At 55.6% G+C, this 22395-nt stretch carries 22 protein-coding genes; 8 read left to right on the top strand and 14 right to left on the bottom strand.

All coding sequences use genetic code 11. From position 1 onward, the window contains the following. The first annotated feature begins 53 nt into the window (after positions 1-53). Positions 54-1268 (top strand): ISL3 family transposase, encoded by a 1215-nt coding sequence (locus B1757_RS08030; RefSeq protein ID WP_101536405.1) that lies wholly within the window; start codon positions 54-56, stop codon positions 1266-1268. On the opposite strand, the gene B1757_RS08025 is transcribed toward B1757_RS08030, so the two are convergent. After that, on the bottom strand, positions 1252-1875 hold the full coding sequence (locus B1757_RS08025; RefSeq protein WP_253253779.1) for an FAD-dependent oxidoreductase: 624 nt from the start codon (positions 1873-1875) through the stop codon (positions 1252-1254). The two genes, B1757_RS08030 and B1757_RS08025, sit on opposite strands and share 17 nt — an antisense overlap. Before the next feature lie 287 nt (positions 1876-2162). On the opposite strand from B1757_RS08025, the gene B1757_RS08020 reads away from it, so the two are divergent. From B1757_RS08020 to B1757_RS08005, 4 genes are read left to right on the top strand one after another with little or no spacing between them, the layout of a single operon-like run. Next, positions 2163-2324, top strand: a complete 162-nt coding sequence (locus B1757_RS08020) for a DUF2256 domain-containing protein (protein WP_101537808.1) — start codon at positions 2163-2165, stop codon at positions 2322-2324. Continuing rightward, positions 2311-3921, top strand: a complete 1611-nt coding sequence (locus tag B1757_RS08015) for a cryptochrome/photolyase family protein (protein WP_101537807.1) — start codon at positions 2311-2313, stop codon at positions 3919-3921. Before B1757_RS08020 ends, B1757_RS08015 begins: the two co-directional genes overlap by 14 nt. A gap of 20 nt (positions 3922-3941) precedes the next feature. Next, positions 3942-4550: a hypothetical protein gene (locus B1757_RS08010; RefSeq protein WP_101537806.1), complete on the top strand. Its 609-nt coding sequence runs from the start codon at positions 3942-3944 to the stop codon at positions 4548-4550. Positions 4551-4554: 4 nt separating this feature from the next. Beyond that, positions 4555-5202 (top strand): molybdopterin-dependent oxidoreductase, encoded by a 648-nt coding sequence (locus tag B1757_RS08005; RefSeq protein WP_101537805.1) that lies wholly within the window; start codon positions 4555-4557, stop codon positions 5200-5202. On the opposite strand, the gene B1757_RS08000 is transcribed toward B1757_RS08005, so the two are convergent. The 11 genes from B1757_RS08000 to rpmB all read right to left on the bottom strand — a co-directional run bounded on the left by B1757_RS08000 (position 5194) and on the right by rpmB (position 14001). Further along, positions 5194-5481 (bottom strand): hypothetical protein, encoded by a 288-nt coding sequence (locus B1757_RS08000; protein ID WP_253253778.1) that lies wholly within the window; start codon positions 5479-5481, stop codon positions 5194-5196. The two genes, B1757_RS08005 and B1757_RS08000, sit on opposite strands and share 9 nt — an antisense overlap. 199 nt (positions 5482-5680) lie before the next feature. Further along, entirely contained in the window at positions 5681-6247 is a 567-nt protein-coding gene (gene dcd / locus B1757_RS07995; protein WP_101537804.1) for a dCTP deaminase, read from the bottom strand. Position 6248: 1 nt separating this feature from the next. Then, positions 6249-7325, bottom strand: coding sequence for an iron-sulfur cluster carrier protein ApbC (gene apbC / locus B1757_RS07990; RefSeq protein ID WP_101537803.1), 1077 nt, complete (start codon positions 7323-7325; stop codon positions 6249-6251). Positions 7326-7405: 80 nt separating this feature from the next. Continuing rightward, positions 7406-7720, bottom strand: a complete 315-nt coding sequence (locus B1757_RS07985; protein WP_101537802.1) for an antibiotic biosynthesis monooxygenase family protein — start codon at positions 7718-7720, stop codon at positions 7406-7408. Between the two features lie 20 nt (positions 7721-7740). Then, on the bottom strand, positions 7741-8580 hold the full coding sequence (gene dapB, locus B1757_RS07980) for a 4-hydroxy-tetrahydrodipicolinate reductase (RefSeq protein WP_101537801.1): 840 nt from the start codon (positions 8578-8580) through the stop codon (positions 7741-7743). Beyond that, positions 8580-9722, bottom strand: coding sequence for a molecular chaperone DnaJ (gene dnaJ, locus B1757_RS07975; protein WP_101537800.1), 1143 nt, complete (start codon positions 9720-9722; stop codon positions 8580-8582). The genes dapB and dnaJ overlap by 1 nt, the downstream gene beginning before the upstream one ends. A gap of 66 nt (positions 9723-9788) precedes the next feature. Further along, on the bottom strand, positions 9789-11693 hold the full coding sequence (gene dnaK / locus B1757_RS07970) for a molecular chaperone DnaK (RefSeq protein ID WP_101537799.1): 1905 nt from the start codon (positions 11691-11693) through the stop codon (positions 9789-9791). A 42-nt stretch (positions 11694-11735) separates the two neighbouring features. Beyond that, positions 11736-12269: a nucleotide exchange factor GrpE gene (locus tag B1757_RS07965; RefSeq protein ID WP_253253777.1), complete on the bottom strand. Its 534-nt coding sequence runs from the start codon at positions 12267-12269 to the stop codon at positions 11736-11738. Positions 12270-12342: 73 nt separating this feature from the next. Continuing rightward, a complete protein-coding gene (hrcA, locus tag B1757_RS07960; protein WP_172437646.1) occupies positions 12343-13368 on the bottom strand; it encodes a heat-inducible transcriptional repressor HrcA in 1026 nt (341 codons plus the stop codon). A gap of 229 nt (positions 13369-13597) precedes the next feature. Then, positions 13598-13753, bottom strand: a complete 156-nt coding sequence (gene rpmG, locus B1757_RS07955; RefSeq protein WP_101537798.1) for a 50S ribosomal protein L33 — start codon at positions 13751-13753, stop codon at positions 13598-13600. Between the two features lie 11 nt (positions 13754-13764). Then, positions 13765-14001, bottom strand: a complete 237-nt coding sequence (gene rpmB, locus B1757_RS07950; protein ID WP_024892956.1) for a 50S ribosomal protein L28 — start codon at positions 13999-14001, stop codon at positions 13765-13767. A gap of 145 nt (positions 14002-14146) precedes the next feature. On the opposite strand from rpmB, the gene metG reads away from it, so the two are divergent. Next, a complete protein-coding gene (gene metG, locus B1757_RS07945; RefSeq protein ID WP_101537797.1) occupies positions 14147-16189 on the top strand; it encodes a methionine--tRNA ligase in 2043 nt (680 codons plus the stop codon). Between the two features lie 162 nt (positions 16190-16351). Here metG and B1757_RS07940 read toward each other — a convergent pair whose 3' ends face one another. Continuing rightward, positions 16352-16606: a transposase gene (locus tag B1757_RS07940; RefSeq protein WP_101537796.1), complete on the bottom strand. Its 255-nt coding sequence runs from the start codon at positions 16604-16606 to the stop codon at positions 16352-16354. A gap of 225 nt (positions 16607-16831) precedes the next feature. Next, entirely contained in the window at positions 16832-18286 is a 1455-nt protein-coding gene (locus B1757_RS07935) for a mannose-1-phosphate guanylyltransferase/mannose-6-phosphate isomerase (RefSeq protein WP_101537821.1), read from the bottom strand. Between the two features lie 491 nt (positions 18287-18777). Between B1757_RS07935 and B1757_RS07930 the strand changes: the two genes are divergently transcribed. Together B1757_RS07930 and B1757_RS07925 are read left to right on the top strand one after the other, a co-directional pair. Continuing rightward, on the top strand, positions 18778-20208 hold the full coding sequence (locus B1757_RS07930) for a glycoside hydrolase 100 family protein (protein WP_101537795.1): 1431 nt from the start codon (positions 18778-18780) through the stop codon (positions 20206-20208). A gap of 8 nt (positions 20209-20216) precedes the next feature. After that, the gene (locus tag B1757_RS07925; RefSeq protein WP_101537794.1) at positions 20217-22394 is read left to right on the top strand and encodes an HAD family hydrolase; all 2178 of its coding nucleotides are present in this window, start codon (positions 20217-20219) and stop codon (positions 22392-22394) included. Position 22395: the final 1 nt, after the last annotated feature.

The following is a 22395-nucleotide window of genomic DNA, read 5'->3' as shown; positions in this document are numbered from 1 at the left end:
GGGTAGGGGGTAGAATGCTGTGGAGCGGTCGTGCCCTGAATTGGAGTTAGCTGATGGTCCCTGAAGAGCTGTTTTCTCTCGCGTTAGGATTGGTTCCGCCGTGGTTGGTGGATCATGTGACTTTCACGGTGGAGGAGAAACGCCTGGATCTGCACATCAACTTTCCCAAGGGTAGTCGCTTTGCTTGCTCCGTCTGTGGTGAGGAGTGTCCGGTACATGATACCCGTGACCATACTTGGCGGCACATGGATTTCTTCCAGCATGAAGCCTATCTCCATGCCCGCGTACCTCGTGTGAAGTGCCAGGAGCATGGAGTGCATCAGATATCTGTTCCCTGGGCACGGGAAGGCTCGCATTTCACCCTGCTCTTCGAAGCGCTGATCATGACCCTGGTGCGGGAGATGCCGGTATTGACCGTAGCCCGCCTAGTCGGCGAGACCGACACGCTCCTGTGGCGGGTGATTGACCACTATGTGCCAGAAGCCCGTACCAGAGTGGATATGGCCCATGTCCATGCCGTCGGCGTCGATGAAACCAGCAGTCGGCGCGGCCACGACTACATCACGCTCTTCGTGGATCTGGATGCCCGGCGACTCTTGTTCGCTACTCCCGGCAAGGATGCCAAGACCTTTGAGAGATTCTCCGCAGATCTACAGGCCCATGGTGGTAGCGCGGAAGCGATCACCGATGTGAGCATGGACCTCTCGCCGGCCTTCCAGAAAGGGGCTGCCGAGCACCTGCCCAATGCGGAGATCACTTTCGATCGTTTTCACCTCATGAAGCTCGTCAACGAGGCCGTGGACGACGTGCGCAAGGGGGAAGTCCTCACTCAGCCAAATCTCAAAAAGACCCGCTGGCTCTGGCTCAAGAACGATTGCAACCTCAAGGTGAAGCAGAAAGAAAAGCTGCAGGCATTACTCAAAGACCAGAACCTCAAGACGGCGCAGGCCTACCAGTTCCGCCTGACCTTTCAGGACATCTTCACGATCAAGAATCGCCATCAGGGGGCTACCCTCTTGAAAGCCTGGTTGGAAAACGCCAGAACCAGCGATCTGCCGCCTATCGTCAAGGTCGCCTACACCATCATGAATCACTGGGATGGCGTGCTCCGATGGTTCGAGAGCCAGATCACCAATGGAATTCTGGAAGGTTTCAACAGCCTCATTCAATCCGCCAAGGCCAAGGCTCGGGGTTACCGCACGCACAAGAACTTTATCAACATGGCCTACCTGATCCTGGGCAAGCTGGATCTCAGGCTACCCACTTGAAATGACGAGGAACCTTAAAAATCTGCAGAAGTCCATGATTGCGATAAAACGTCAGGATAGACCGCGCCGGATAAGCCAACATGGTCCCGGTCGGACAAGACCAAATGGCGGCGGCCATGGGCAGCAGGTAGGCGCTCCTGAACCAGTCACCGTAAGCCCCCCGCTCCAGAAACTCTCCCAGAGTGATGTCCGCATCACTCTGATTCAACCAGGCCAGGGCTGCGCGGTTGAAGCGGAGAATGTCCTTGAGCATGCCCCAGAATGCGGGACGCAGGACATTTCTTTTTTGCGCAAAAAGGGTAGCGAGACTGGAGCCGCACCATTCCAGATTCAGTGCCGGAAGGCACACACTGAGAGACATATCGCTGGCAGTCCAGGGTACATCCAGCTCGGCAAAAAGCCCCAGCAGATGGGGATAGGTGCGATCATTAAATACCAGAAAACCCGTATCCACCGGTGCCGACAGTCCTTGGTACTGCACATCCACCGTATGGGTATGACCACCGGCATAATCTGCGGCTTCCAAAACAGTCACAGCATGGGTTTTTCGCAATATCCAGGCCGCACCCAGACCGGAAATGCCTGCCCCAATGATGGCAATGCGCATGAGCCCCAACCCCCTTGTTCTTAAATGTGCACTACATAATCATAATTTGTATAAGCAGTTCGCGCCATCTTCTGATAAGCCTGCTGATCCTCCAGGAAAACATGCAGACCGCCAAGCCCAGCATGCGACTTCCCGGTCGAACAGCAAAAATAAGATATGCCAACCGATATTAACGAATACGCAAATTCTCCGCATCCAGATGCAAAGCGAGCAGAGGTCAGGATTGCGCCCCAGCCGTATTAGACATATTGTACTATACAATTTCTTATTTTGTATAAGGCAATTCAATGGCGCAACGTATCCCGGAAGAAAAACTCTGCGTGGTTTGTCATCGCCCCTTCGCCTGGCGCAAACGCTGGCGACGCTGCTGGGACGAAGTGCGGTATTGTTCTGCCGCCTGCCGAAAACAAAAGCATTCGGTCAGGAATCCCCCCGATGCCAGCGTCTGAACGCAGCATTCGCTCTCTGGTCGTCATTCTGGGAGACCATCTGGATCCAGAGAGCGCGGCCCTGACGGATTTTGATCCGGAACAAGATTGCTGCTGGATGGCCGAAGTACCAGAAGAATCCACCATCGTCTGGTCCCATAAAGCCCGCATCACCCTTTTTCTCAGTGCTATGCGCCATCATGCGGAAAGCTTGCGGCAAAGGGGATTTCCCCTGGAATATCTGACTCTGGGCACCCACCCCTTCCAAAGCCTGGCGGCGGCATTGGACGACACCTTGCAGCGCTGGCAACCGCAGCAGATCATCAGCCTGCGGCCGGGTACCTGGCAGTTACGCGAAACTCTGCGCGCTTATGCCGCGCGACGGGGAATTCCCTGGCAGGAACGCCGCCATCATAATTTTCTGTTTTCGATATCCGAATTTGCCGAATGGGCAAAATCCTACCGGCAGCTGCGGCTGGAATTCTGGTATCGTTATGCCCGCCAAAAAACCGGCATCCTCATGGAAAATGGCCAACCGGTGGGCGAACGCTGGAATTATGATCAGGAAAACCGTCAACGCCCCGGCCCCCAAGGTCCGGGCTGGATTCCTGAACCACTGAGTTTTCCGCCGGATGCGATAACCCAGGAGGTGATGGCGCAGATCGACGCGCAGTTTGCTGAGCATCCGGGCAGCCTTGCCCAGTTTGACTGGCCGGTGACGCCCCAGGAAGCAGAAGCAGCGCTGCAGGACTTTATTGATCAGCGCCTGGCCTCATTTGGCCCCCTGCAAGACGCTTTCTGGCCCGGTCAGGTCTGGCTTTATCACTCCCGGCTCTCCGCCGCCATGAATCTGGGACTGCTCCGCGCCGAAACTGTTGTCCGGGCAGTAGCGCAAGCCTTTCATGGGGGTCGTGTGCCCATTGCCTCTGCAGAAGGATTCATCCGCCAGGTGCTGGGCTGGCGTGAGTACGTGCATGGCCTGTACTGGCTGCACATGCCGGACTGGCTAAAGCAGAATGTTCTGCAAGCCCACCAGCCATTGCCCGACTTTTACTGGACCGGGGAAACCGACATGGCCTGTCTGAAGGACACCATAAGACGTACCCTGCGCCATGGCTATGCCCACCACATTGAACGCCTGATGGTTACCGGCCTGTTTGCCTTGCTGCTGGGTGTGGAACCGCAGGCCATTCACCAGTGGTTTCTGGCCATTTACGTCGATGCAGTGGAATGGGTAGAACTTCCCAATGTGCTGGGCATGTCCCAATTTGCCGATGGTGGCTGGATGGCTTCCAAACCCTACGTAGCGAGCGGTCACTATTTACAGAAAATGGGTGGGCATTGCCGGGGCTGCCCTTATCAACCCAAACAAGCAACAGGCGCAGAAGCTTGTCCTTTCACCGTACTGTACTGGGATTTTCTTCAGACCCACGCCGAACGCTTTCGGGCTCATCCGCGTACGGCCCTGCAATGGAAGCATCTTGACCGCTTTTCCAAGGAACAGCTTGCCAACATTCAGGAGCAGGCCCGGACCATTCGTCATCATCTGCAGCAGGGCCGGGCAACCACTCTGAATCAGATGCATCCAGACGCGCAGATTTCGCGTAATCTGGAATAAGTCTATTAGCGAGGTCAGCGATGGCAGATATCATACCCATTTCCGTTAGTCTATCGTCCAACGCGGTACGGGAGTCTTCAGCAGATTTTCCGGTATATGCCAAAATTCTGCACCTGGGATTGGTGCTTAGCGTTACTTTTGAATTGTGGAACAGTCTGGCGGCTCTCTGGTTTGCTGACTTCACCTGGTTTCCACTGCATGTGCTGGCAGGTTTGATTCTGACCGGCTGGCTGGTCTTGACCTGGCTGACTTACCTGCTGACTCCTTGGGGGCGGCATCTGCTCGCTACCTGGTTCTCGTGGCGCACGCCCCGGGCTGTCGCTCATGATATCTCCGGTCTGCTGCGCGGCAAGTTACCCAGTCATGGCGTACAACCGGGATTATCCAGTCTCTGGCAAGCCATTTTTTTCATCGGTGTAAGCGTGGTGACCTTTGGTGGCTTTATAGGCTGGCTGGTCCTGCGTGGCAATTTACATCTCCCTGGAGGCGCTCAGCTTGGACTCACCCTGATGCGGCTGGGCACCCCTCTACTGGCCTATTTCTGGATCGGCCATGTGTTCATGGCCTTTTATCATGCACTGCGCGGCGACGCCCTATGGCGCATATTTGCCGTCTGGAAAAGAGGATAAATTCATGTCAATCAATCGTCGAGAATTTCTGCGTTCAGCCAGTGGGCTGCTTCTGGCCGGCAGCGCCGGGGGGCTGGTCTATCCAGCCATGGCCTGGGCCGATGCAAATATCCCGGTATTTCCAGAATACTACACCTACACAGGGTCTTACCCTGACATCCATCCTGACACCTATCGCCTGCAAACCGCCGGGCTCATCCATAAACCGCAGGTATTCACCCTGCCGGACCTTTATCAACTCGGCAAGGATCAGGAAATAAAAACCTTTCACTGCGTCACCGGCTGGATCGTCAACAATGTCCATTGGCAAGGCATTGCCCTGTCGCGCTTCCTGAATCTTCTGGAACCTCAACCCTCAGCCCGGTATGTGGCCTTCTACAGCGCCGATGGTGTGTATGTGGATAGTCTCAGCCTCGACCAAGCCCGGGCGCCCGGCGTCATCCTCGCCACCCACATTTCCGGACAACCCCTGCTCCGCAAGGGCGGTTATCCCCTGCGTCTGCTGGTACCACAAATGTATGGCTACAAAAGCGTCAAATGGGTCAACCGGATTGTGCTGGACAGCACACGACCCCAGGGCACCTGGGAGAAAGACGGTTATGCCAATAATGCGTACATCAAAAAAGGATTTAGTTTTATGGATCTACTTTAGGTAGCGACGGCCAATCCAAAGAATCACCAGACCCAGCACAAACAAAATGGCTCCGCGCACAATCCAGATAGTCTCGTTGATCATGAAACTGCTTTTGGGGTAGGGGAAAATGCCCGTTCCCTGCAAAAAGAACAGCAGCCCCGAAAGCAACACCAAAATACCCACAAAATTAAGTACGAGAAAGGCTGCCTTGCGCATGGGTATATCCTCAAATAAACCGAAAATGGCGTGATGATGGGGGTCAGGCTGATTTTTAATCCGAGTTCGGTTGGTGACCATAAAGCTTTTGGCTCCAACGTCCCTTGCCTGTTGTTCCCCTTGATGTTCTAGGGCTCATCCTGCTGTCAGGAGAGAACTCGCCCTGCGGGCTCAAACAGCTCTCCTGACGGGCGCTGGATTTCGCCAAGAACAACAACGGCGCGGGCCAAAGTCGCTGCAAAGCTTTATGGTCACCAACCGGCCCCAACAATTGAAGACTTCAGGCTTTCGGCAAGGTCACGCCACTTTGCCCCTGGTATTTGCCGCCCCGATCCGCATAGGAAACCTCGCAGATCTCGTCGGATTCCAGGAATAGCACCTGAGCGACCCCCTCATGGGCATATATTTTCGCCGGTAAGGGCGTGGTATTGGAGAACTCCAGGGTGACGTAACCTTCCCACTCCGGCTCGAAAGGTGTGACATTGACGATAATGCCGCAGCGCGCATAGGTGCTTTTACCCAGACAAATGGTCAGCACATTACGCGGAATGCGGAAATACTCCACGGTACGCGCCAACGCAAAGGAATTGGGCGGGATGATGCAGGTGTCGCCGCTGAAATCCACAAAAGAATCTTCACTGAAATTTTTGGGATCGACGATGGCACTGCGAACATTGGTAAATACCTTGAACTCCCCGGCACAGCGAATATCGTAGCCATAGGAAGACAGCCCGTAGGAAATAATGGGATTACCCTCGACATGACGCACCTGACGGGGAGAAAAAGGATCGATCATGCCCTCATGTTCAGCCATGTGGCGAATCCAGCGATCGGATTTGATACTCATTTCAGCGGTTCTGCACGACAATATTGGGAAATTTATGGCTGTGATCCACTGCCTGATTGGCCACTCGTCCGGCTACATGGCGCGCCAATTCAATGTAGATTTTGGCCAGACGTGAGTCCGGATGCGCCACCACCGTGGGTGCTCCGTTATCCGCCTCGCTGCGAATGCTGCGATCCAGGGGAACGGCACCGAGAAATTCCACCCCATCCTGCTCGGCCATGGCCGCACCGCCGCCATGCCCGAATATGTCATCTTCATTGCCACATTTCGGACAGATGTAAAAGCTCATGTTCTCGATGATACCGAGAATAGGCACCCCGACCTTCTCAAACATTTTCAGTCCCTTACGCGCATCCAGCAGAGCGATGTCCTGGGGCGTGGTGACAATCACCGCCCCGGAAACCGGTACCTTCTGCGCCAGGGTCAGCTGGGTATCGCCAGTACCCGGTGGCAAATCAATCACCAGATAATCCAGCTCGCCCCAGCGCGTATCCGACAGCAATTGTTCCAAGGCCTGCATCACCATGGGACCACGCCAGACCATGGGCGTTTCTTCATCGATGAGAAAACCGATGGACATGGCCTTGATGCCATGCCCCTCCATCGGTTCCATTTTTTTGCCGTCCTTACTGGTGGGTTTGCCGGAAATACCGAGCATACGCGGCTGGCTGGGGCCATAAATATCGGCATCCAGCATACCCACTCGCGCCCCTTCCTTGGCCAGAGCCAGGGCCAGATTCACCGAAGTCGTCGATTTACCGACCCCGCCCTTGCCCGAGGCCACAGCGATAATATTGCGCACCCCTTCCATCAATTTGACGCCACGCTGCACCTGATGGGTAACAATGCGATGACCTACCGTAACCTCAACCTGCTGGTTGTGGTCATTCTGAATCTGCCGCGCCACATCCTGACTCAGACTGATGGCCACCCCGGCGCTGGGGTAAGGGAGTTCGATCCGGATCTGCTTCCCGTCCACACTTTTCAGCACTCCGGCCTGCGCGAGGTTTTTACCCAGATAAGGGTCTTCCATCGCCTGCAATGACTGTTCTACCTGTTCCCGTGTCAATCCTGCCATGATTGTCCTCATCCCCGGCACCCAAAGTTGCCGTCATCTTAACCGGTGTATCGGCAAAAATCTGTTTTAATTACGGTGAGTCAGCGCGGTACCTCGGCACTGATCACCACTTCGTGGCGCTCCAGCCCACCCCCTTCCCCAAAAGCCTCCTTGGGCAAAGGGTTGGCATGGGCCGCGCGGAAATCGTCACTTTTCATCCAGGTCTCAAAAGCCGCCTGATCCGCCCAGTGGGTCAGGACTACATACACACCATCATCATTGACCGGGCGCAAAATTTCCATGCGCACAAAGCCCGGCTGTTTATCCACTTCACCGGCCCGCTTTTGGAAACGTGCTTCAAATTCGGCCCGGTATTCAGCTTTCACAGGTACCCGATTCGCGACCACATATTGCATGATAAAAGCTCCTCGTTCACTCAGTCAGAAAAAGGCAGGACTGCCCCCTGCTTCAAGCCAAGTACATCCTGCATATCGTAAAATCCCGGTGCTTGTTGAGATAACCATTGTGCTGCCCGCAGTGCTCCCTCGGCAAAATTCAGGCGGCTGGCGGCGCGATGAGTCAATTCCAGGCGCTCCCCCGCGCCCGCCAGCCACACCTTATGCTCACCCACTACATCGGCGCCCCGCAGGGTGGCAAAGCCGATGCTGCCATCCTGGCGCGGGCCGCTGATGGCATTGCGATCCATGCAGGCCACCTCTTCCAGCGCTACGTCCCGCCCCCGGGCCACCGCACGGCCCAGGGCCAGAGCAGTTCCCGAAGGCGCGTCCACCTTATGGCGATGGTGGGCTTCGACAATTTCAGCATCGTAACCTTCACCCAGCGCCCGGGTAATAGCAGGCAAGAAGGCCAGGAGCACATTGATGCCCACGCTCATGTTCGGCGCCAGCAGCAAGGGAATGTGTTGGCTGGCGGCCTTGAGGGTGTCCTGCTGCTCGGGAGAAAACCCCGTCGTCCCGATAACCATGGGCGTTTTGTGCTGCAGGCAAGTCTTCACATGGGCCAGAGCCGCTGCCACCGGACCGAACTCGATGACCACATCCACCTGATTGAGTACCGCCGTCAGATCTGCCGTTACCGGCACCCCCAGCGTCTGCACGCCAGCCAGTTGCCCGGCATCCTGCCCCAGATATTCCGCGCCAGACCGACCAATGGCGGCGGTGAGTTGCAGATCATCGCGCGCCACCACTGCTTGTATCAGCGCTCTTCCCATGCGGCCCGAAACGGCAGTAATGGCGAGACGCGTTGCCGGATGCATCAGAGCCCCATCCGATCAAAAAAATCCTTGGCCTTGTTCCACCAGCTTTCCTGCTGGGGATGCTGGGTCTGATCGCCGGTGGTGCTGGCGAATTCTTCGAGCAGCTCTTTTTGCCGTGCTGACAAATGGACGGGGACTTCCACCTGCAGGCGACAGTGCAGATCACCATGTAATTTGCTGCGGACCCCCTTGATACCCTTCCCGCGCAGGCGGAAAACCATGCCTGACTGGGTTCCCGGAGCAATCTGAATTTTTGCCCGACCGGTCAGGGTCGGCACTTCCAGCTCTCCGCCCATGGCCATAGCCGTAAAACTCACCGGGACCGCACAATGCAGATCATCGCCATCGCGCTCAAACAGACTATGGGGTTGCACCCTTACCTGAATATATAAGTCTCCGGCTGGCGCACCTCTTTCACCGGCTTCACCCTCGCCGCTCAGACGGATGCGGTCACCCGTGTCCACTCCGGCGGGCACCTTGACTTCCAGATCGCGGGTTTTGCGCACCCTGCCGTGCCCCTGACAGGCGCTGCAGGGGTCCTTGATGGTTTTACCGCTGCCATTACACTGGGGGCAGGGTCGGGTCACCGAGAAAAAGCCCTGGACCATACGCACTTGCCCACGACCGCCGCAGGTGCTGCAATCTTCCACCTTGCTACCGGGCTTGGCGCCACTGCCGTGACAGACTTCGCAGGGCGCCGAGCTCGGAATCTCGATAGTGACGGTCTTGCCCAGCGCGGCCTCTTCAAGAGTCAGGTCCAGTTCATAGCGCAAATCCGAACCACGCCCCGAATCCTGGGGGCGCCCGCCGCCAAAAGCCTGCTCGAACAAATCGCCAAAAATGTCGCCGAAGCCACCGCCACCCGCGCCAAAACCACCAAAGCCTCCCCCAAAACCGCCGCCGGCTCCACCACCGCCTTGCACACCTGCGTGTCCGAAGCGATCATAAGCCTGCCGTTTGGAGGGATCGGATAATACCTCGTAGGCTTCGCTGATTTCCTTGAAGCGATCTTCTGCACCCGGATCATCGGGATTGCGGTCGGGATGATAACGCATCGCCAGACGCCGATAGGATTTTTTGATTTCCCCATCGTCTGCCGTACGTGTGATTTCCAAAATTTCGTAATAATCGCGTGTAGCCATTTTTTATCCTGAAACAGGCAAGGGGACAGGATACCAGATCCTGCCCCCTTATCACCAAAGTCTGAATTACTTCTTGTCGACTTCTTCAAACTCCGCATCAACCACATCATCGGCCTTAGCCTGGCCTTCACCCGCTCCAGCGGCACCGGGTTCGGCCTGGCTGCCCGCCGCACTCTGCAATAGCGTCGACATGGCGGCCATCAATGTAGCGACCGCACTTTTGATAGCCTCAGCATCTTCACCCTTGACTGCCGTTTCCACAGCCGCAATGGCTTCTGTAACCTTGGCCTTATCTGCTTCTGGCGCTGCAGCCTGCTCATCCAGAGCTTTACGGGCACCATGGATGCTGGCATCGGCTTCGTTACGGGCTTCAATCAGAGCACGAGCCTTCTTGTCATCAGCCGCATGGGCTTCGGCTTCGGCGACCATCCGCTTTATTTCTTCCTCAGACAGACCGGAACCCGCCGTGATCTTGATAGACTGTTCCTTGCCGGTCTGATTGTCCTTGGCCGACACATGCAGAATGCCGTTGGCGTCGATATCGAAAGTCACTTCGATCTGCGGCATACCCCGGGGAGCCGGAGGAATATCGGCCAGATCAAAGCGTGCCAGTGACTTGTTATCCCGGGCCAGTTCGCGCTCACCCTGCAACACATGCACCGTCACTGCCGACTGATTGTCTTCCGCCGTCGAAAACACCTGAGACTTGCGGGTCGGGATGGTGGTATTTTTTTCGATCAGCTTGGTCATCACGCCACCCAGGGTTTCGATACCCAGGGAAAGGGGCGTCACGTCCATAAGCAACACGTCCTTCTTGTCGCCGGACAATACCGCGCCCTGAATGGCCGCACCAATGGCCACCGCTTCATCGGGATTGACATCCTTGCGCGGGTCCTGACCAAAAAAGTCCTTGACCTTCTCCTGCACCTTGGGCATCCGGCTCTGACCACCAACCAGAATCACGTCGGTCACCTGACTGGTGGACAAATTGGCGTCCTTCATGGCTACCCGGCAGGGAGCCATACTGCGATCGATAATGTCTTCCACCAGAGATTCCAGCTTGGCCCGGGTCAGCTTCATGTTCAGATGCTTGGGACCACTCTGGTCAGCCGTAATAAAGGGCAGGTTGACGTCAGTCTGCTGGGAGGAAGACAGCTCGATTTTGGCTTTTTCCGCTGCTTCCTTGAGCCGCTGCATGGCCAGACGATCATTGCGCAAGTCAATACCGGCCTCGGCTTTGAACGAATCCGCCAGGTAATTGATGATGCGGTTATCAAAGTCGCCACCGCCCAGGAAAGTATCGCCATTGGTGGATAGCACCTCGAATTGATGCTCCCCATCCATTTCCGCAATTTCAATGATGGACACGTCAAAAGTACCACCACCCAGGTCATAAACCGCAATTTTACTATCGCCTGGCTTTTTGTCTTCGCCAAAAGCCAGGGCGGCTGCGGTAGGCTCATTGATGATGCGCTTCACTTCCAGACCGGCAATACGGCCCGCATCCTTGGTCGCCTGGCGCTGGGCATCGTTGAAATAAGCCGGTACCGTAATCACCGCTTCGCTGACGGTTTCACCCAGATAATCTTCTGCGGTTTTTTTCATTTTCTGCAAAATGAAAGCGGAAACCTGCTGCGCAGAATATTTTTTGTCCCGCACTTCCACCCAGGCATCGCCATTTTCGGCCTTCACGACCTTGTAGGGGACATGTTTCAGATCTTTCTGCACTTCGGCATCGTCATACTTGCGGCCGATCAGGCGCTTCACTTCATAGATGGTGTTTTCCGGATTGGTGACCGCCTGCCGTTTTGCCGCTTCACCCACAAGCACCTCACCGTCTTCGGTGAGGGCCACAATGGAAGGGGTGGTGCGCTTGCCTTCGCTGTTTTCGATGACCTTGACCTTATCGCCTTCCATCACCGCGACGCAGGAATTGGTGGTCCCTAAATCGATGCCGATTACTTTAGCCATTATCTGTTCTCCTGAATCAATGAATTTATAGTGTGTGGATCGTTATGATGCCGCTTTGGGTGCCTTAGACACCGAAACCATGGCCGGCCGCAACAGGCGGTCATGCATGCGATAACCTTTCTGGTGTACAGCAAGAATCCGGTTGGCATCCCCGTCTGCTTCCACCATGGCAATGGCCTGATGCAAATGTGGATCAAAACGTCCTTCGCCCATCTCTATGGGGGCGATACCGGCTTTTCCCAAGGCCTGGGCAAAAAGGGTAAGGGTATTTTCGATGCCTTGGCGAAATTGGGAAACCGCTTCATCGCCTTCGAGAGGCGTCGCTAACGCCAGTTCCAGACTGTCGATGACCGGCAGCAATTCTCTGGCAAAGCGGTCAACGGCATAATTGCGCGCATCTTCTATCTGTTTTTCCGAACGCTTGCGCTGATTTTCGGCATCGGCCAGAGCGCGCAGATAATCGTTGCGGTAGGCTTCGGCCTTTTCTTCCCAGTTGACGGTATCCGAGACCGTTTCGGCGTTTTCTGCCACTTCAGCTTCTTCTGAAGAGGACACGGGGTTTTCTTCTTCACTCATGCGCAATTTTCTCCTGAATCGTTGGGTTTTCCACCATATGGGGAGAAGCCGGAAATTTTTCAAGTCGCCGCGATCAAGATTGTGATAAAGCGCGACCGAGCAGGTGGGCAGTGCCGTCCACCAACGGAATGATTTGTTGATAGGGCATCCGCATCGGCCCGATCACGCCCAGCACGCCCAGCACTTCACCGTCCACCTCGTAGGGGGCAGACACCACACTGCAATCACTCAAGGGCGCAAAACCGGATTCTTCACCAATAAACAAGCGCACTTCACTGCCGCGCATACTACCGTCCAGTAGATGCACCAGATCCCGCTTCTGGCGAACGGCATTGAGCAGCTCCCGCAAGCGCTCACTTCCTGCCAGTTCGGGCAGATCGAGCAGTTGAAATTCACCTTCAATCAGCATCCGCTGCTGGTCTTCTTCGAGCATTTCCTCACCCAGCTCCATGGCGCTGCGCAGGATGCGGTCCATCTCGTGGCGGGATTGCTGCAAATCCCGCTGCAGTTGCTGAATGACCTCCTGCAAGGGACGACCACCATAACTTTCATTGAAAAAATTGGCAGCCTGATGAAGCTCGGCGGCGCTCAGGGCGTGTTCGGTACGAATCAGACGGTTTTCCACATCGCCCTTGTCCGTCACAAAAATGGCGAGGACTTCTTTTTCCCGCAACGCCAGAAAATCCACATGGCGCAGGGTCCGATTGGCGCGCCGTGGCACCCGTACGAATCCGGCCATATGAGTCAACTCGGATAAAACTTCGGTCGCCGCGTGGAGCACCTGTTCGGTGTCGGGAATATGATGACCAATGCGCTGCACCAGCAAATGATGGGATTGAGGAGAAAGGGGTACCACCCGCAGCAGGGCATCCACAAAAAAGCGATAACCCACATGCGTAGGGATACGTCCCGCCGAGGTATGGGGAGAAATCAGGTATCCCTCGTCTTCCAGATCCGCCATGACATTGCGGACGGTGGCCGGACTGATTTTCAAACCGGCACCTTTGGCCAATTGCCGACTGCCCACCGGAATACCATTCGCAATATGTTGCTCGATCAGGGATTTGAGCAGATGACGGGCACGTTCATCCAGAGCCATCAGAAATGACTCCGGCATAACGGAACAGCACGGGCTGACCGAGGCTGTGGAATCCACCACCCTAGTGAAGCAGTGAATAAAACGGGGAATACAAGGGACATAGTCGAATCACGGCCTTTAGCACTCAACCATCTCGAGTGCTAATAACTTAGCAAAAAAAGGATGGTTGAGCAAAGAACCGGTCCAAGCTCCCTGAAGATTCAGGGCAGACCACAGGGAGTCAGAGCAATTACTTGATCTTGTCTTCCCGATAAGCCACGTGCTTGTGGGCCTTGGGATCGTACTTTTTCATTTCCAGCTTGTCCGGCGTGGTTTTCTTGTTTTTAGTCGTGGTGTAGAAGTGACCGGTACCGGCCGTGGAAACCATTTTGATCTTGTCGCGCATCAGTCAAATCCTCAGATTTTTTCGCCGGCAGCACGCAGTTCAGCCAGAACTGCATCAATACCTTTCTTGTCGATGGTACGAATACCCTTGGTGCTCACCCGCATCCGCACCCAGCGATTTTCACTTTCCACCCAGAAACGATGATACTGGAGGTTCGGCAGAAAACGCCGACGGGTCTTGTTGTGGGCATGCGAAACATTGTTTCCGGCCATGGGCTTCTTGCCGGTCACCTTGCAAACTCTGGACATCAGATAAATCTCCCTGAAAAATGGCGCCCTTTATATCACGGATCAGCACTGACTGCCAGCAGCAGCAAAAATCTCTCCGCCGGATATCTCCATGCTCTTCCACAGCATTGCCTGACAAGCACTTCCCCTGTAATTTATCACCACTATGACAAAACGCATCCTGATCACCAGCGCTCTCCCCTATGCCAATGGTCCGATTCATATCGGTCATCTGGTGGAATATACCCAAACGGATATCTGGGCCCGCTACCAGCGCTTGCGCGGTCACGATTGCATCTATGTCTGCGCCGATGATGCCCATGGAACAGCTGTCATGCTGCGTGCCCAGAGTGAAGGCATCACCCCCGAGGCCTTGATTGACCGCATGCACGCAGAACATCTGCGCGATTTTACCGGCTTCGGTATCAGCTTTGATCTCTACCACAGCACCCACTCTCCGGAAAATTTTGAAATTTCTCAGGAAATCTATCGCGCCCTGCGCAGCGCCGATCACATCAACATCCGGGAAATCGAACAGGCTTACGACCCCGTTGAGGGAATTTTTCTGCCAGATCGTTTCATTCGCGGCACCTGCCCGCGTTGCAAGGCTGCCGATCAATATGGAGACAGCTGCGAAGTCTGTGGTGCCACCTACAGCCCCACCGACCTGATCAATCCGGTGTCGGCAGTGTCAGGGGCAGTTCCCGAACGCCGGCAATCCGAGCATTATTTTTTCCAGTTGGGTGATTTTACCGCCTTCCTGAAACAATGGATTCACAGCGGTGTGCTCCAGGAAGAAATGGCCCACAAACTGGACGAATGGTTCAGCATCGGTCTGGCCGACTGGGACATCAGCCGGGACGCGCCCTATTTCGGCATTCCCATTCCTGATGCGCCGGGCAAGTTCTTTTATGTGTGGCTCGACGCCATGCCCGGCTACATAGCCGCTACCCGCCACTGGTGCGCCAAGCACGGCCGCGATTTCAAGGATTACTGGGGGCCGGATGCTAACGCCGAGATTTATCATTTCATCGGCAAGGACATCATCTACTTTCACGGACTGTTCTGGCCTGCCTTGCTCAAGGGTTCCGGATACCGCCTGCCCAACGGCATTTTTGCCCATGGCTTTATGACCGTCAATGGCGCGAAAATGAGCAAGTCCCGGGGGACTTCCATCACCGCAGGGCAGTATCTGCAACATCTCAATCCTGAATTTTTAAGGTATTATTTTGCCACCCGCCTTAACAGTCATGCCGAAGACATCGATCTCAATCTGGAAGATTTCCTTCTCAAAGGGAATGGCGATCTGGTCGGCAAGGTGGTCAATCTGGCATCCCGGGCGGCGGGATTCATTCACCGCTTTTTTGGTGGACAATTGGCCGCTTCTCTCGGCACCGACCAGGCCTTTTACACCGGCCTGCTACAGCACCAGGAAAGCATCGGCGAAGCTTATGAAAGCCGCGAGTATGGCCGGGCAATGCGCGAGATCATGGCGCTGGCCGATCAGATCAATGCTTATGTGGATCAGAATGCCCCCTGGACCATGGCCAAAAATCCTGAACAGCAGGAAGATCTGCACCGTGTCGCTACGCTTACCCTTAATGGTTTTCGGGTGCTGGTGACCTTGCTGAGCCCGGTGCTTCCTGAACTGGCCCGGAAATCTCTGGCCTTTTTGCAAACAGAACTGAGCTGGACAGGCCTGGCGCAACCCTTGCTGAATCATGCCATTCAACCCTATAGCCACTTGTTGCAACGTATGGAAAAATCCCAAGTAGATGCCTTGATTCAGGTCCCCACGGAAACGGCTACCGCCCCCACCGGCAATGCTTCGGGAAAAGCTGTAAAAGCACCGGCAACAGCCAGCCCTGGCGATGATACCAGCACCATCAGCATCGAGGATTTCAGCAAGGTCGATTTGCGCATTGCCCGCATTGTCGCGGCTGAGGCAGTGGAAGGCGCCGACAAATTGCTGCATCTGACCCTGGATATTGGTGAAGAAAAAACCCGCTCGGTGTTCGCGGGCATCAAGAGCGCCTACGATCCTGCCAGCCTGGAAGGGCGGCTCACGGTCATGGTGGCCAATCTGGCGCCACGTAAAATGCGTTTCGGCTTATCCGAGGGTATGGTCATGGCCGCCAGCGGTCCGGAAGGCGGGCCTTTCCTGTTGTCACCCGATACGGGCGCCCAACCGGGGATGCGGGTCAAGTAATTCCTGGATGTGCTGCGGGGCCGTGCCAGGATGCTTTGCGCCCCAACGGTCCTTGCCAGCGGTGGCGCCTCGGTTCCATCCCCAATGGGTTTAAGACGCCAAATTCTCTCCCCCTCCGGTCGGACTTTTACACGCCTGGGCATCTACGCACATCAGGTCGATTCACTCCCGCTCCATACGCATTTGCGCCAGTTCCTTGCGGAGCCGCTGATTCTCTCCTTCCAGCTCGGCCACCGTGCGTGCGCCCGGGGCGTTCATCGCCTTCCCACCACGCGCGTGAGCTACCCATCCCGCTAACGTATCTTTAGGCACAAGAATGCGCTGTGACGCCTCTTGTAAGCTGAGTCCTTGACTCAAAACCAACTTGACCGCTTCCGCCCGAAACTCAGCCGTATAGCTCTGTACTTTCTTTCTCATAAAATCCTCCTCGATCCATTATATTCAATCGGGAGTGTCCACGAGGTTCAGGATACCTCAATGATGGGCGGCCTGGATTCAGAGGACCCGAAATACATCAATAGGCAGATTTCTTACGTTCACATGTGCCATATGATATACCTCCATCAAAGTCTAACATCGCACCCATTACATGCTGATGACCCCAAAGTGCAAGCTTCAATATATAACCCCAAACGTTCAGATTCAGGCTGTAGGAGCAGCAAGCGCCGCAGCGCGACCGTAAATGTCATCAAAACGGACAATATCGTCTTCGCCCAGATAGGCACCGCTTTGCACTTCGATGAGCACCAGATCGATCATGCCGGGATTTTCCAGGCGATGATGACAGCCTGCAGGAATATAGGTGGACTGATTGGTCATGATGAGCTTTTCTTCGTGGCCGTTGACGATGCGGGCGGTGCCGGACACCACAATCCAATGTTCGCTGCGGTGGTGGTGCATCTGCAAGGAGAGCTTTTCGCCCTTTTTGACGACAATGCGCTTGATCTTGAAATGCTCGCCTTCTTCCAGGGTGGTGTAGGTGCCCCAGGGGCGATGAACCGTGGTGTGCAGATCAACGGCACTGTGCTTGCGGGATTTAAGGCGCTCGACAATAGTTTTGACTTCCTGATCACGGCTGCGGTCGGCCACCAGCAGAGCATCGGGGGTGTCCACAATCAGGATATCATGCAGGCCGAGGACGGCGGTAAGGCGGTCGGGGCTTTGCACCACGCAATTTTGCGCATCCACCAGCACGCAATCGGGGGCGTGGACCTGGTTGCCTTGGGCATCCTTGGCGATCAAGGAACCGTAGCCACTCCAGGCACCCAGATCATTCCAGTCAAAGCCTGCTTCGACCACAGCCACATCGGGGGCTTTTTCCATCACCGCGTAGTCAATGGAAATATCCGGCGCTTCCTTGAAGGCACTGCCCAGTTCCCAGGTGTCGCCGTTGCGGCTAGCGCCGTCCATGGCACTTTGCACGGCTTCCAACACTTCCGGAGCATAGGCTTGCAGGGCGCTGAGCAGACTATCGGCGCGCATACAGAACATGCCCGAGTTCCAAAGATAATGTCCGCTGTCGAGGTAATCCTGAGCGGTAGCTTGATCGGGTTTTTCGACAAAACGGGCTACCTGATAGCCGCCCTCCAGTGCGTTGCCCTTCTGGATGTAACCATAGCCAGTTTCTGGCGCAGTCGGCGTGATGCCAAAGGTGACCAGATAGGCTTGCCGGGCAAGGTCCGCCGCTTTTTGGACGGCTGCGGCAAATTGGGACTGGTCCTGAATCAGATGGTCGGAAGGCAGCACCAGAAGGATACTATCCGGCCCGGCGACTTCCTGTGCCCAGAGGGCTGCGGCGGCCATGGCGGGGGCTGTGTTGCGTCCGGCGGGTTCGAGCAGGTAATGGGTGTTATGGACGGCCTGGTCATGAATCCGCGCGCATTCGGCAAAGGTGTCGCGGGTCAGGAAGTAATAATCACGATTGGTGACCGTCAGGAGCGGGGCATCGCCCTTGATATCGATGACCCGGCGCAGGGTTTTTTGAATGAGACTTTCGCCATCAGGCAGGACCACAAAAGGTTTGGGGAAGGACTTGCGGGACAAGGGCCACAGGCGAGAACCAGTGCCACCGGAAAGAATGACGGGTACGATGCGCATCATCTGTGTCCTCTATTTGCGGTTAAATCTACGGTGAATGATCAAAGCATTTTGCTCGGGTCATCATGCCTCTTACAGGTACAACATTTTTGTAATAACAGTATTTGTAGTTTATAAGATAACGTCCTGGGGGCGCAAATGGCCCATTGTGCATTTTCTGACAAGGACTTGCGGCTTAATTTTAATGGTCATTTTTCTGGATCATTTGAAATAACATCAGGATGTGAGCAGAGTCGCGGTAAAAGCCGAGCATACTGGGCCGAAGCAGTTCGGGTAACGCCTCCATGAAAGGCTTACGAGCTGGATTGTAGCGAAAGACACTGGGGAGATCACCCATCCCGATCAGGCCCTCCGGACACTGTCATTTACCGCCGCATGCGACCCTCGTCCGCGCTGTCTGGCTTGGCAGGTGCCTATGCTCTGAATTTGCTGCTATCTTTAAAGATAATCCAGTAAATATTCATGCGCACCAACTCGGAGGAAACCGCCCCTTGGTCCAGCCTAATTCCTGTTTTCCCCATCCCCGCTACGCAGGACGCAGTCCGGCCTTTGATGATGCTTATGCTTTGATCGAGGACGCAGGCATTCATTTTCAGGGGCAACTGGTGGGCACCGCCGCCAGTGTCGATCCCAAAGCGCCGGCGCGTAATTATGCGGACTGCTTCGTCCGGGATTTCTTTCCGGTAGGCCTGATCATGTTGCTGGAAGGAAGGGGGGATGTGGTCCGCGCATTTCTCCATCTCATTATGCAACTGCGGGGGCAGCAAGAGGAACTCGAAGGACAGCAGATCGCCCCCGGGGTGCTGCCTGCCTCTTTTCGGGTCCAGCACAACGCAGATGGCGACGAGGAGGTGATGGCCGACTTTGGCGATCGCGCCATTGGTCGGGTGGCACCGGTGGATTCCATGATGTGGTGGTCACTACTGCTGCATGCCTACGTTCAGTACACTGGTGACCTGGAATTTGCCCGGGGCCCGGAAATTCAGCGGATGCTGCGCATGATCCTGAGTTTGTGCCTGCAAAGTCGCTTTGAGGTTTTTCCCACCCTCCTGGTGCCTGATGGCTCCTTCATGATCGACCGGCGCATGGGAGTCAATGGCCACCCCATCGAAATCCAAGCGTTGTTCAATAGCACACTGCGCAGTGCTTCCTTGCTGCTCCCGGAACCGGGCAGTCAATGGCTTGTGGATCTGGCCAAGCGGCGGCGGGAGGTTTTGCAGTCTTATGTGCAGACCTATTATTGGCTGGATATGGATGTACTCAACCGGATTTACCGTTATGAGACAGAAATGCTTGGTGAAAACGTCGAAAATATTTTCAACATTCATCCGGAATCCATTCCATTGTGGGTGCAAGACTGGCTTCCTGATGGGGCTGGATATTTCGTGGGGAATCTGGGGCCTGGCCGCATGGATTTTCGTTTTTTTGCCCAGGGTAATCTACTGATGCTGGCCACGGGTATGGCCACTACCACCCAGGCCGAGGCCCTGACCAGCCTCATCGAGCAGCGCTGGACAGATCTGCTGGGGCGCATGCCCATGAAACTGGTCTATCCGGCAGTAGAAGGCGATGAGTGGCGGCTGATCACCGGTTCTGATCCTAAAAATATTCCGTGGTCCTATCATAATGGCGGCAATTGGCCCGTCCTGATCTGGCCACTGGTCGCGGCCCTGCTGAAGGTTGATCGCGCCGACCTTGCAGAAAAAGCCTGGCAACTCGTCGAAAGCCGTTTACCTGCGGCCCGCTGGCCTGAGTATTATGACGGGCGTCTGGGCCGACTGGTGGGCCGTCGTGCGAACATCGGCCAGGTTTGGAGTGCGGCGGGCTTTCTCCTCTCCCGCTATTTTCTGGATGCGCCCGACCTGCTCAGTCGTCTAGGTTTTGACGAAGCATTGCCTCAGAGATCCACCGAAGGGGGATAACTCCAGACATGACAGAAGCCAGAAAACCAGCATCAAGCCATCAGGACCAGCCGGTACAGGACGGGCAGAGGCTCTATTTGGTGCTGATCAGCATGCATGGACTGATTCGCGCCCAGAATATGGAGTTGGGCCGAGATGCCGATACCGGCGGTCAGGTTCTTTATGTCGTCGAACTGTTGCGCGCCCTGGCGACACATCCTGGAGTTGCCAGAGTCGAGCTCCTTACCCGCCAGATCCGTGATTCCCGAATAGACAGCGATTATGCGCAAGCGCAGGAAACCCTCTCCGACGCCCCTAACGCGCGCATCATTCGCCTGCCGGCAGGCCCTGACGAATACTTGCCCAAAGAAGCCCTCTGGCCCCACCTGGATAGTTTCAGCGATCATGCCATGGCCTATTTACGCCAGCAGGACCGCCTGCCTGACCTCATTCACAGCCACTACGCCGATGCCGGCTATGTGGGAATGCGCCTGGCTCTTCAACTTGGTGTACCCTTGGTACACACTGGGCACTCCCTGGGTCGCAGCAAGCGGCAAAGCCTGCTGGCCTCTGGGGAATCCGAACGCCGCCTGGAAGAAAAATACCATTTATCTCATCGGATTCGGGTAGAAGAAGAAACTCTTTCTATGGCTTCATTGGTGGTTGTCAGCACTCAGGATGAAATCACCAGTCAGTATGGAATGTACGATTGGGCGGCGCCGGAGCGCATGCGCGTGATCCCCCCGGGGGTCAACCTCTCCCGATTTGATCCTGCACCACGTCCGGCGCCCCCTATCGTTCAGGAGTTGAATCGGTTTTTACGGCATCCTGACCGCCCGCCGATTCTTGCGCTATCGCGACCTGACGAAAGAAAAAACATTGCTGGCCTGATTCACGCCTATGGGCAGAATCCAGCTCTGCAAGCCCGGGCCAATCTCGTCATCGTCGCCGGAAATCGGGATGATATTAGGGATATGCCTGCCGGCTCTCGGCACGTATTGACGGAAATCCTGCTCTTGATTGACCGCTACAACCTCTACGGACAAGTCGCCTATCCCCGCCATCATCAGCCCGATGACGTGCCCGATCTCTATCGTTGGGCGGCGAGCTTACGGGGAGTATTCATCAATCCCGCCCTGACCGAGCCTTTTGGTCTGACCTTGATCGAAGCGGCGGCCTGCGGTCTGCCCATCCTGGCCACCGAAGACGGGGGACCCCGAGACATTATCGCCAACTGCCATAATGGTCACCTGATTGACCCCCTGGATATCCCGGATATGGGTAAGCAACTACTCAACATCCTGAATGATGCAAAAAAGTGGCAGCAATATGCCCAAAACGGTATTGCCGGAGTTCGCCAAAACTACACCTGGCAGGCCCATGTGGAAAAATATCTGGCCGCACTCGATGCGCTGCCCCTCACCGCCCCGCTCGCAGCAGACATAGCCGTATCTGCTGAACAACGGGTCAGCGCCAATCACTTGCTGTTTCTGGGAGCACGGCTGCTGGATCCACCTCCGGCTCCCAATCAATTGGAAGATCTTGTGACCACGCTGCATCAAAAACGGCGACAAGTGGCGCTGGGGCTGGTAACTACCCGCCCTCTGCATGAGCTACTAGCACTGCTCAAACAGCGGCGGCTGGCGATTCCCGAGATTCTCATCACCCGCGCCGGGACTCAGATTCACTATGGGACGGGACTGACCCGCGACCGTGCCTGGAGTCGTCATATTAGCGTAAACTGGCAAGGTGATCGCGTCTATGATTTGCTGTCGGAAACGCCGGGTCTGCATCTGGCAAGTCGCAGCAGCCAGGGTTTTTACGCCGTCCATGGTTTTATCGACGGAGATTTCGCCGGCTTGGTGGCACTGGAGGATCAACTGCACCAACAGGATATTCCTGCCCGCCTTGTCGCCATTCATCCCCAGGAATTTCTGGTCATCCCCCAGCGCGCCTCTCTGGGATTCGCCATTCGCTACGTGGCCGATCAGCTCGACATGGCGCTTGATCATGTGTTGGTCGTGGGCAGCGCTCAGGCAGATCTGGATCTGCTGGGCGGTAACATTCTCGCTGCCCAAATTGGTCGGGAAATCGCCCAGGACCAGTTACGAGAGGATATCTACCCCTGTACCGCAGACGGTTTGACGGGCGTTATGGAGGCTATTGCGCACTATCATTTTTTAGAAAACAGCACGCAGGGAGGATAAG

Source organism: Acidithiobacillus marinus (genome assembly GCF_002847505.1).
GTDB classification, from domain to species: domain Bacteria; phylum Pseudomonadota; class Gammaproteobacteria; order Acidithiobacillales; family Acidithiobacillaceae; genus Acidithiobacillus; species Acidithiobacillus marinus.
The sequence above is the reverse complement of the archived record's forward strand: the minus strand, read 5'-3'. Positions and strand labels throughout refer to the sequence as shown.